Below are 10,536 nucleotides of genomic sequence, written 5' to 3' on the forward strand. Positions count from 1 at the left end.
ATTTCATCTTTTCACTGCATTATTGCAATCATACACTATTTTATCTTATTCATTATTATTGATTTAACTATATTTTGCTATTATTATTTCTTATGCAGTTTCTATATTCATCTATTATGAATACAGCTATTTATCGATATCTATTTTTTATATATTTTTCTTGTAATTTAACCAATTCGTATAGTTCATCGAAAGCAGTATTTTCATCGACAACCTCATCAATAATGTAATGTCCACTTCTTTCCGTTGTTTTATATATCTTCCACATATTATTATCCTTATAGCAACCTATAACAAATTGTTCATCTGTTAAGCTATCAACTACAATAATATATTCTGCTAAATCTATCTTTTCATTTTTCATTTTATCTAAAAACTCAAGTTTTGTCATATTACTTCCTCCATACTAAAATTCAATATTCAATATACCTAATGGTTTAAGAAAATCACCTGTTAATGGTGTAACAATTTGTTCAGCACCTCCATTCATGTGTATTTCACCATTAATTTTCCAAGTTGCAGCACTTCCTTTTAGACCATATGTTGCATCAATGTTTCCTATTTCAACTTTAGCTCTATCAATAAACTTAATATATCTACCTCTTATATCTTTAAATTCTATAGATGATACACTATCTATACCACTTTTCTTCATAATTCCATTTAACTTATTAATGTCATTCTCCTTTATAGCATCAATTACATCAAAATAAACATTATTATTAAAATCTCCTATATGTCTCGCTTGTAAATTTTCTAAATACGGTATAGACCTCTCATCAAAAGAAAATATTTTGCCATTACTAGATACTGTAGTAAAATTTTCACCACTTATTGGACCAATTCTATCCCATTTATCTGGTAATGGATTTTCTCTTGTTATTCCTTTAATACTATTAACATCAAATCCCATCCATTTTGGCCGATCAACAATAGGTCGTCCATTTGATCCAAATCCCTCTGGTTTTAAATACTTTATGTCAGAAATACAAGTAATATCTCCCTTCTCATTACCTAATGCTTCATAAGCTTCTTGTATAAGTCCTAATTTTTGCTCACTATTCAGATCTGCTCTCTTACCAATATTAGTTACATAGGAATAGTATTCTCCAGTATTATTAAACTTTAACTTAGGACTACTTGCTCCCTTAGCATCTTCTTTCCCAACTATTCACTTGCTGTATTTTCCTTCACTTCCTGCTGTTTTATCAATATCTCCTGCTTCACTTACTGCTTTATCTGCTTTTTCTCCAGTGTTTATGGCTTCATCTGCCTTTTCCACATCCTCTTTTTATGTATATGGTGTATTTAGAACATATTTAGGGTCTAATTTACTTACTGAAAACTGTTGGTATTACTGAGTTTGGGCGAACGGAAGCAATTTAAAGCAATTCGTTTTGACACTACAGAAAAATACCCAATAGGCACTATGTTAGCATCTACTGGGCATCTTATTAGTTTATTTTTCTTTTAGTTATGGCTCACTGAATAATTATTATTATGCGGTAAGTTATTCCAATCATTCTACTAACTTTACTGTATTCTTTAAATAATTATTTTTTTGCAGTAACCTATTTATTAATTTTGCAGTAACTTTTACGTATACTGTACTGAACCAATATATTTCATTTTGTAAACCTCATTATTAATAAAACTTTCTTCACCATTATACTCGAAATTATATACTAGAATTACAGCATTAAACTTGTCTTCCAACTTATTGATTATGATTTTCTTAATATTAGGTATCACAATATCTTCATATGAACATCCTGACAACAATTTATCCACATCATCATTTGCTTCTGTATATAATACCTTTTCAATAAAATCTTCTTCAATATCATCCATATCAATATTAAAATCATTTAGAAATTGTGATGCTTCCCAATCACCATTATCAGTATACCTTAAATCAACATAGTTTTTTAGAAACTCCTCTGTTTCTATGTTTCCTAACCATAGCGAAACAACTCCATTTTTCTCCATAATTTTTACATCCTTTCTAATCTCACTTTAACCTTAATCCTTCTGGCAATGAATTTATACCTCCATCTAACCTATAATTAGCCCAATTATTCAATCTTCTTATAAATGTACTATAATCTTGTGAAGAATCTATTATATTTAACAGCTCATTATGTGCTATTGTTGAGCCTAAACCTCCATGTTGACCACTAGGATTTTTAAATTTAACATCTGAAATTACACTTCTTAAGTCTTTTATCTGTTCTGCACTTACTCCCCAATGTTTAAACTGAGGTGCTCTTGATACTAAATGCCATTCATGAAGTCCTCCTGGTGCTCTCAATTCTCTTTCAATCTTCTTTCTTATACTCTTATCTTTCCATAATTCATCTAATTCATCAGGAGTTAAAGAATTGAAGAAGTCATTAAATTCTCCGCTTTTAGCTGTTGGAATATCTTTAGCTGTTAAACTAGCTTTAGTAACCCCCTTAGCATCTTCTCTCCCAACTATTTCACTGCTGTATTTTCTCTCAGCTCCTGCCGTTTTATCAAAATTACCTGATTCACTTACTGCTTTATCTGCAACTTTGTCCTCTTTTCCAATGCTTGCAGCTGCATTTTCTACACTTTTTACTTTTTCTTCTGCACCAGCTGCCTTTTATGCAACATTAACTGTAAATCTTGCTCTACTTTTTGCATCTCCATGAATTACATCTTTATCTATTGAGCTGCGTAAAAAAGAGCCTATTACTTAAAATTGCAATTGGCTCTATAGCTTTTAGTCTTGCTGATATATCTTAATGCTCATTTTAATTGGTATCTTTTATTTACATAACACCACTTTTTTAATAGTGCATTTACTATGCAATTATTTATTTTCTTCTTTAAATTGCTTTAATTTTTCACACCATATTTCAACTAATTCTCTTAACTCAGTTGTTTCAATTTCACACCAATTTCCCATTCCATCTTCAGCTAAGTTATCATATATTTGTGTTTTATCTTTATGAATTTCAACACCACATACATTGCCGTTTAACTCTTCATAATCACTTTCACCATTTAGAACTTTATCTATTGCCTCAAAAACATACTGTGGATCTGAGCCTTGGATATCAGACATTAAAAATGATGATACTAATTGGATCTTATCCTCCATAATTATAATTATATCTTTATCTCCATCCTTATAATTTAACTCTTCAAATCTAAAATTATATTTCATATTTTCCTCCATCTAGTATATTGGAAATGCTGATATTATCTTACCCGTTGCACTATCTATATACATTTCTATTCTTATTCCTTGAGACGTCTTTCCTCTAAAAGTATTTCTACTTCCTCGCACAAATTCTTTCGAACCATATGCTTCATTAATACCATCTACTATATCTTGAGCAGACCAATTCTTTGGGAAAAATGATGACATTCCCCCATTAGCTGTTTTAGGCACACCATCAACCTCAACTTTGGCCGTATAAACACCAAACTCATTAGGTGCTGACTCAGTACCTGGTATTATTTTTCCCTTTGCTGTTGGCATTCCTTCATAGTGAAATCCTACAGCCTTTCCTCTCGCATTTAATTGTCCTTCTAATATATGTTCTAATGAACCTTCTTTAAATTTTTCAACATTTTTTAAATCTGCTATTGACTTCACATAGCTGGTATTATTCCCTTTTCCATTCTTAATAGCATCTGTTACAGTTTTTACCTCTTCATTGCTTACTGAACAATCATTATGTACAAGTAAACTGCTTTCACCTGCAAAATATGTGTGATAATCTTCTACATTAAGATTGTATATTGCTTCTCCTGCTTCTGTATGCCTTATACTTATATCTGATATTTCCTCGTAATTTCCACTATCATTTTTTATTTTCTCGCCTGCTTTTATCATTTCAGCTGGCTTAAAGCCTTCTTCTGTATAAAACAAATGAGGTGCTGTTGTCTCTATTTTTTCTTTTCCTATTGCTATTATTATAATATCTTTTGAATGCTTTTTGTATACATACAGTACCTTTTTTAGCGATTTTTGTCCAGTTTTTGCATCTTCTGCGTATACCCTTTCTCCCTCTTTTATGCTGTCTATTCTTCTTAATCCAAACTCGGTATTTATAAGAGTTTTTCCTGTAAAGCATCCCTCTAAACAAGTTTTGATCTGATCTTCTGTAAACTCGCTTTTAGATATTACTATTTCCTTTACTTCATTAATAGGATTTCTTAGCTTGCACAATATTAATTTTCCTAAATCTTTTGTTTCACTTACTATTGTAAATACTTCTTCTATTCTTGTATTTATGCATGCCTTTAAAGTATCTACTGTTTTAAAAACTTCTTCGCTAAAGCTTGATAAGGTATTAAGTGGATCTTCTAGCTTGGACCACCAGCTGTCTGCCTTTTCTACTGCATTCATTGCTCCCTCTGCTTTTTCTGCAGTGTTTATGGCTTCATCTGCCTTTTCCACATCCGATACTTCTTCTACTACCTTTGAAGCTTCTCCAACTTCCTTAATAGAACTTCCTCCATCTGAAAATACAAACATAGCTATATTGCCTGCAACATTAACTGTAAATCTTGCTCTACTTTCTGCATCTCCATGAATTACATTTTTATCTATTGAGCTGCGTATTATTTGTACTATTCCTACTCTAAACTTTATTTCATCCTCTGTTGCTGGTGGATAGCCATTTAAAAATGAATTTATATACATTGCCATTTTTAATGTTCTCTTCGTGGTTCCTATTGGATCGTCAATAAACTTACATACTATCTTCTTTAAATCTGAAGGTATTTCCACTACTTGATCCACTAAATCTGAGGCACCTTCAAATACTCCTGTAACTGTTTTATAACTTACCTTAAGCACTTGTGCGACTAACGGATATTTCTTTTCAAAATTAATCAACGCAGTTTTTAGTTCTGCCTCTATTTCATTTTTTATTTCTTCAAGCTTTTTTACTAACTCCGGATGAACCTTCTTAAACTCATTCCAAACATTACTTTTAAAATTATTCCAGTCTTTTTCTAAATTATTTTCATATTTAGCTTCTGCTTTTAAATCCTCTTTATTATAAACAAATACTTCTGCTATTTTAGTTTTAAGAAGATTTAAACTATCTTCTCCTAATGCTTTAAGATTTTTGTCATTCAGCGCTTCACTTATTTCACTTTCCAAAGCGTCGAGTTCTTTCACTAGTGCTCCTAAAATTCCATCTATTTTTCCTTCTACAAACTTTTCGATTTTGCCAAGCTCATTTATTTTTTCTTCTGCAAAATTCTTAAGTTCATTTGCTGTATTTTTCACCATATCAATTGTTGAATCCACTTTCTCATCCGCTGCCTTTAAAGTTTTATCAACTGCATTTTCACTCTTTAATTTTAATTTGCTGCTTTTACTTTCAAGTGCTGCATCACCACTTAATGCTAGAGGTATAAAAGCTTCTGCATTTGCATTAGCTGCTCTCACTTGTATATTTTCGCTTATATTATTTATATATACTGCATTTAATGCTTTTGAACCTCTAAAGGTAATTGCATTTGCCTTTTCATTTAATTTTCTTTCTAAATTTTGATACCTTGAAATTTCATCATCTAAAAATCGCTTAATTTCATCTAAACGTCGGATGAGCTTGTCTCCATCTGCTGTTATACCAGAGGCTTCTGCCTCCGCTCTCTTTAAGTTGTTATCAATGTTGCTTTCAAATATATTTACAATTTCATAAAGTTCTTTTAACTTTTCAAAATCCACAGAAATCATGCTGAAGCACCCGCCCCAGCTTGCTGTTTTGCTTTTTCTCTTGCTGCTGCTTCCTCTGCCTGTCTTAACCTGCTTGCCTCTTCACGAAGCTGCTCTGCTATTCTGTCCATTAAATTTGTAAGTGCAGAAAGCTCTACATTTACAACATTAAAAGCCTGCATGGTAATATTATTTTCCTCATCTCTATTATCCAAATTTATGATACTTACCCTACTGCTCAAATTATTTTTTTCACTTGTAATATTTGATGAACATTGACTTATAATACTTGCTGAATACTCTAGTTCACTTGCTCCCAATAATCTCACCTCTCATAGCCTAAAATATAAGCTAGTTTCACTATATAGCGAAACTAGCTCAACTACAAACTATATATGCACCATAAGCCATTGAATATTGGCACTTTAGAACATAAATAGTTTACGCAGTAGTTTCACTTTAGATAAACCGTTTTAACTATTAAAATTCATGTGTGCCATAATCACCAGAAGACGGCATTTTGGTACAAATAAATTTCAAGTTTCGTGGTAGTTTATCTTTATATATTCTCATGCATATTCCTTATGCACCCTAATTTAACCTTAATTATATATAATGTAATTTTTTCTCACGATATTAATATTACTATTATTTCACATTAACTTCAATATATTAAAATCATTTTTTTAATTAATTTAAATTTCTCATTATAGTTATAATTAAAAATAAAAATAAAAAAAAAATACATGGATAGGAAACAATCTTCCTCCATGTATCTTTTTAGTGAAGTTAGCTTACTTTAAAATAAAAGCTTATTTAAACATTTGTATATCTATTAAGCTCTTGCCTCCTAAGCTTCCAATCTGGTAAAAAACCTTCCAAGAAATCATAAAATTCCTTTTTGTGATTTCTATGCTTAACATGACAAAGCTCATGAACTATTACGTATTCTATGCAATGTTCTGGTACCTTCACAAGCTGGGAATTAAGTAATATTTTATTGTCTCTTGGACTATAGCTCCCCCATCGAGCTTTCATTTTTCTAAAGTGTAATTCGGGCTTTTCACTATATATTACATTAAACCTGCTGCAAACCCTATCATAGATGTTTTCAAGCCTCTCACAGGCTATATCCTTATACCATTTTTCCATGTGCCTTTTCTTGTAGTTAATATCTTCCTTCTTCTTAGTATACATAAAGATATCACCCTGAAAAACCATTATCCTATCATGATCACTTTGAACAACTCTTAAATTATATGGACTTCCCATAATATAAAACTTTTCTCCATCTTCGTATTCCCTTAAAATTGGGATACTTATGTTCTTTTTCATCTTTTCCCTATGCAGTCTTATCCACTGCTTTTTATTTTCTATTAGCAGTCTTATATATTTTTTAGGTGTTCTAAGCGGAGCAACTACTTCTACATTCAAATCATTTTTAATGGATAACTTTATGGTTTTTCTTTTCCTATATTGAATAAACACTTCCACCAAATCATTTTCAAATTGAATAAACACTAAAAATCACCAAACTTTCCCCTTATAATTCGAGGATACCATTTTTATTTCAAACTTTCAATGACCTGTTCAATATGTCCACTAATTTTTACTTTTCTAAATGCTTTTTTCAAAATTCCTTCCTCATCTATAATAAATGTACTTCTTTCTATTCCCATATATTTTCTACCATACATGTTCTTTTCTTTAATAACATCATACAGCCTGCATACTTTCTCATCTTCATCAGCTAAAAGTACAAATGGAAGATTAAATTTTTCTATAAACCTGTCGTGAGATTTTAAGGAATCTCTGCTTACTCCAAGTACCACAGCATTTAAATCCGTTACTATTTTTATATTATCCCTAAAGGAACAAGCCTCCTTTGAGCATCCAGCTGTATTATCCTTTGGATAAAAATAAAGTATAACCTTTTTACCCCTATAATCACTTAATTTATGTTCCTTGCCATCAGATCCTGTTAAAGAAAATTCTGGTGCCAAGCTACCTTCTTTTATTTCCATTAAAATCACCTTCTATTTTATTAATTACTAATATTATATAATAATAATTATTAATAATCAATATCTACATATTATATCTATGTAAATAAAGGTAATTTAATTGTATAATAATAATATAAAGAAATGTTTGCATTAATTTCAAAATTCCTTTATATTTATTATTAAATTATAATTAAAAGAAGGGAAGTGAACTTAGCGGCATATATTAATATTTCGCTAAAACAAATATGGATGAACAAATGAAAAATATTTTAAACTTTGTAGACGCAAACCGCGAAGAAATGCTAGAGCTGTGGAAAACTTTAGTCAGCATAGAAAGCGGTTCTTATAACAAAAAAGGAATTGATACTATAGCAAATAAACTAAAAAATATTCTTGAAGCTGAAAACTTCACAATTGATATTCTCGATTTTGAAAATGCCGGTGCAGCGCTAATTGGAAAGTCAAAATACGAAGGTAATGAAAAACCTATCTGCCTAACAGGACACATGGACACTGTATTTAAGGATGGTGCTTTAGAAAAAAATCCTTTTATAATTAAAGAGGGCAAGGTTTATGGTCCTGGAGTTATTGACATGAAAGGTGGAATTGTAGCTTTAGTTTATGCAATCAAGGCTTTAAATTCTATAAATTATAAAAAAAGACCTATAAAAATTATACTTATAGGTGATGAGGAAGTTGGACATGCTAACTCAAATTTAAGCAAAGTGCTTCCAGAAGAATTTAAAGAGTGCTGTGCAACCTTTAACCTTGAAACAGGTCGCATAGGCAATGCCATAGTTACTCAAAGAAAAGGCTGTGCTTCTTTTATACTTGAAGTTTATGGAACCGCTGCACACGCTGGAAATGACTATGAAAAAGGAAGAAATGCAATTTTAGAAATAGCTCACAAAATAATAGATATTCAAAATCTCACAAATATAAAGGAAGGAACAACTTTAAATGTAGGTATTGTAAATGGAGGTACCGCAGGAAATGTAGTTCCTGAATACGCAAAAGCCACAATAGATGTAAGATTCTTAAAGAAAGACAAGCTGCAAGAAATCACCGAAGAACTAGAAAAAATAGCTAATAAAACTTACCTCGAAGGTACAAAAACTAAAATCTTCTGTGAATCAATAATGCACCCAATGGAAGTCATTGCTGGCACAAAAGAATTGTTTGAAACCCTCCGCAAGACTTCCTTAGAGCTTGGACTCGATGAACCCTATGAAAAAACAGTAGGCGGTGGTTCTGATGCATCTTACTCCACAATGGTTGGGGTTCCGGCTTTATGCGGCCTAGGAGTTCAAGGTAAATATCAACACACAGATAAGGAATACGGAAACTTAGAATCCTTATTTGAAAGAACTAAACTTTTAGCGGCAACCATCCTAAAGCTATAACTTTTATTTTAAAAAATCAGAATCTTTATAAGGAAGCTGTAGATAAACAACTTGGAATATTAAAATTAGCCGAATTCTGTTTTGGAACATATTGGGTATGTGAACATGTATTAGTTGACAATTGACAGAGGACAGTTAATGTTTTAAAAGAGTGTTGAAAATATATAATTTTTTTAGGGAAGCCATTTTGACTTCCCTAAATTCGCCTTTAAAAAATAATGTGTCTTAACATTATTCTTATTTTAACAAGGATAATGCTCATTATCTTTGCTATTTTCTCATTTGATATAAGTAATATGGTTTCCAGTTCGATGCAGAGGTAAAAGCTCATTTATCGCAGAATAACCTAGTGAAAGTCCGCCACAGATTGTTTCACCATCACCAAGTCCTAATTCCGTCATATACTTGTGAATTACTTCATTGTCATCAAGCCAATGCAATTGGTTAATCCAACAAGAACCAATATTAAGAGATGATGCCGCCAACATCATGTTTTCCAGTGCACAAGCACAATCGGCAATAGCATTTCCATAATTTTTTCGATTTGCCGCTATTACAAGCGTTGGTGCATTATAAAAGAAATCATATCCTCCCTTTTTTGCAGCTTTTATGGAAGTTTGCAGGCTTTTGTACATCCCTTCTTTGAGTTCCATTTTTTCAAATTCTAAGCTCACCAATCGTTTTAGTTCCTGCAAAATAGAAGCATTTTGAATAACAATGAAATGACTTGTCTGATTATTTCCGCCACTGGGAGCCGAACGCCCAGCCTCTAAAATAGCTGCAAGCTCTTCATCTTTGATTTGCGTGGGCTGATATTTGCGTATGCTTCTTCTTTTTTCAATGATTTCTAATATAGTATTCAAAAAAATCACACTCCTTTTTTCGTTCAAGTTGACGCAAATTATTATAAATATTCTTTACTTCGTCTTATCCTACGAGTGTACAATAAATTGCACTCAAATTTGTTATAATTATAACATCAACTTTAAGATAATGTATATATTTATACAAATATTGGTTCTCTTTCTTTGAAATCTGCTGTTTTAGTATAGGCATGAGCTACATTGCATTGCGCCATGAGATTCTTAACTTTTACGGCTTCTTTATCATTTTCAAATAATTCAAGCCATTTGAACCAGTACATATAGTTACTGATATATTTGGTTGCAACACCATTAAACCTATTCATCCACTTCTTCTAATGGAATAACCATTTATCATGCACTTTGCGTATTTAAGCCACTTATCTAATGTTTTCTTGCTTTTGTAAGTAGCTGAGTTAGTAAAGTCGGTAAAAGTCTTTCTGCATGACTTGCATATATATCGTTGTTTATCATTGTATTTTCCGTTTCTTGATACAGTTTCAGCACCGCAGTGAGGGCAGACTTTACCCTTGGCAAATCTAAATTCTTTAATCCAT

The 10,536-nt window shown here is 31.4% G+C and carries 12 protein-coding genes and 1 pseudogene; 2 read left to right on the forward strand and 11 right to left on the reverse strand.

The features are described from left to right. Nucleotides 1–130: 130 nt before the first annotated feature. The 4 genes from ACJDT4_RS19110 to ACJDT4_RS19125 form a co-directional block, all read right to left on the reverse strand. On the reverse strand, nt 131–391 hold the full coding sequence (locus ACJDT4_RS19110; protein WP_406789191.1) for a hypothetical protein: 261 nt from the start codon (nt 389–391) through the stop codon (nt 131–133). Nucleotides 392–406: 15 nt separating this feature from the next. Beyond that, nucleotides 407–913 carry a hypothetical protein gene (locus ACJDT4_RS19115; RefSeq protein ID WP_406789192.1) on the reverse strand — a complete coding sequence of 169 codons (507 nt, stop codon included), beginning with the start codon at nt 911–913 and terminating at the stop codon, nt 407–409. Nucleotides 914–1,596: 683 nt separating this feature from the next. Then, nucleotides 1,597–1,989, reverse strand: a complete 393-nt coding sequence (locus tag ACJDT4_RS19120; RefSeq protein ID WP_406789193.1) for an immunity 22 family protein — start codon at nt 1,987–1,989, stop codon at nt 1,597–1,599. Between the two features lie 22 nt (nt 1,990–2,011). Further along, the gene (locus tag ACJDT4_RS19125; RefSeq protein WP_406789194.1) at nt 2,012–2,311 is read right to left on the reverse strand and encodes a hypothetical protein; all 300 of its coding nucleotides are present in this window, start codon (nt 2,309–2,311) and stop codon (nt 2,012–2,014) included. A 70-nt stretch (nt 2,312–2,381) separates the two neighbouring features. On the opposite strand from ACJDT4_RS19125, the gene ACJDT4_RS19130 reads away from it, so the two are divergent. Next, on the forward strand, nt 2,382–2,675 hold the full coding sequence (locus tag ACJDT4_RS19130; RefSeq protein ID WP_406789195.1) for a hypothetical protein: 294 nt from the start codon (nt 2,382–2,384) through the stop codon (nt 2,673–2,675). 161 nt (nt 2,676–2,836) lie between these two features. On the opposite strand, the gene ACJDT4_RS19135 is transcribed toward ACJDT4_RS19130, so the two are convergent. The 5 genes from ACJDT4_RS19135 to bcp form a co-directional block, all read right to left on the reverse strand. Continuing rightward, nucleotides 2,837–3,193, reverse strand: coding sequence for a hypothetical protein (locus tag ACJDT4_RS19135; protein ID WP_406789196.1), 357 nt, complete (start codon nt 3,191–3,193; stop codon nt 2,837–2,839). A gap of 12 nt (nt 3,194–3,205) precedes the next feature. Continuing rightward, nucleotides 3,206–5,728, reverse strand: a complete 2,523-nt coding sequence (locus ACJDT4_RS19140) for an EndoU domain-containing protein (RefSeq protein ID WP_406789197.1) — start codon at nt 5,726–5,728, stop codon at nt 3,206–3,208. Next, nucleotides 5,725–6,027 (reverse strand): hypothetical protein, encoded by a 303-nt coding sequence (locus tag ACJDT4_RS19145; RefSeq protein WP_406789198.1) that lies wholly within the window; start codon nt 6,025–6,027, stop codon nt 5,725–5,727. The genes ACJDT4_RS19140 and ACJDT4_RS19145 overlap by 4 nt, the downstream gene beginning before the upstream one ends. Before the next feature lie 496 nt (nt 6,028–6,523). Beyond that, on the reverse strand, nt 6,524–7,228 hold the full coding sequence (locus tag ACJDT4_RS19150) for a M48 family metallopeptidase (RefSeq protein WP_406789199.1): 705 nt from the start codon (nt 7,226–7,228) through the stop codon (nt 6,524–6,526). Between the two features lie 44 nt (nt 7,229–7,272). Next, the gene (gene bcp, locus ACJDT4_RS19155) at nt 7,273–7,731 is read right to left on the reverse strand and encodes a thioredoxin-dependent thiol peroxidase (RefSeq protein WP_406789200.1); all 459 of its coding nucleotides are present in this window, start codon (nt 7,729–7,731) and stop codon (nt 7,273–7,275) included. A gap of 239 nt (nt 7,732–7,970) precedes the next feature. Between bcp and ACJDT4_RS19160 the strand changes: the two genes are divergently transcribed. Beyond that, nucleotides 7,971–9,116 carry a M20 family metallopeptidase gene (locus ACJDT4_RS19160; RefSeq protein WP_406789201.1) on the forward strand — a complete coding sequence of 382 codons (1,146 nt, stop codon included), beginning with the start codon at nt 7,971–7,973 and terminating at the stop codon, nt 9,114–9,116. Nucleotides 9,117–9,394: 278 nt separating this feature from the next. Here ACJDT4_RS19160 and ACJDT4_RS19165 read toward each other — a convergent pair whose 3' ends face one another. Together ACJDT4_RS19165 and ACJDT4_RS19170 are read right to left on the reverse strand one after the other, a co-directional pair. After that, nucleotides 9,395–9,979 (reverse strand): nitroreductase family protein, encoded by a 585-nt coding sequence (locus tag ACJDT4_RS19165; protein WP_406789202.1) that lies wholly within the window; start codon nt 9,977–9,979, stop codon nt 9,395–9,397. A gap of 140 nt (nt 9,980–10,119) precedes the next feature. Continuing rightward, a pseudogene (locus ACJDT4_RS19170) lies at nt 10,120–10,532 on the reverse strand (transposase); the annotation flags it as partial. Between the last annotated feature and the right edge of the window lie 4 nt (nt 10,533–10,536).

Source organism: Clostridium neuense, assembly GCF_045310695.1.
Classification (GTDB): Bacteria; Bacillota; Clostridia; order Clostridiales; family Clostridiaceae; genus Clostridium_S; species Clostridium_S neuense.

Excerpts from the sequence above, each read along its gene's own strand:
- ACJDT4_RS19110 (WP_406789191.1), bottom strand. The coding sequence starts at position 391 with ATGACAAAACTTGAGTTTTTAGATAAAATGAAAAATGAAAAGATAGAT.
- ACJDT4_RS19115 (WP_406789192.1), bottom strand. The coding sequence starts at position 913 with ATGGGATTTGATGTTAATAGTATTAAAGGAATAACAAGAGAAAATCCA.
- ACJDT4_RS19120 (WP_406789193.1), bottom strand. The coding sequence starts at position 1,989 with ATGGAGAAAAATGGAGTTGTTTCGCTATGGTTAGGAAACATAGAAACA.
- ACJDT4_RS19135 (WP_406789196.1), bottom strand. The coding sequence starts at position 3,193 with ATGAAATATAATTTTAGATTTGAAGAGTTAAATTATAAGGATGGAGAT.
- ACJDT4_RS19140 (WP_406789197.1), bottom strand. The coding sequence starts at position 5,728 with ATGATTTCTGTGGATTTTGAAAAGTTAAAAGAACTTTATGAAATTGTA.
- bcp (WP_406789200.1), bottom strand. The coding sequence starts at position 7,731 with ATGGAAATAAAAGAAGGTAGCTTGGCACCAGAATTTTCTTTAACAGGA.
- ACJDT4_RS19160 (WP_406789201.1), top strand. The coding sequence starts at position 7,971 with ATGAAAAATATTTTAAACTTTGTAGACGCAAACCGCGAAGAAATGCTA.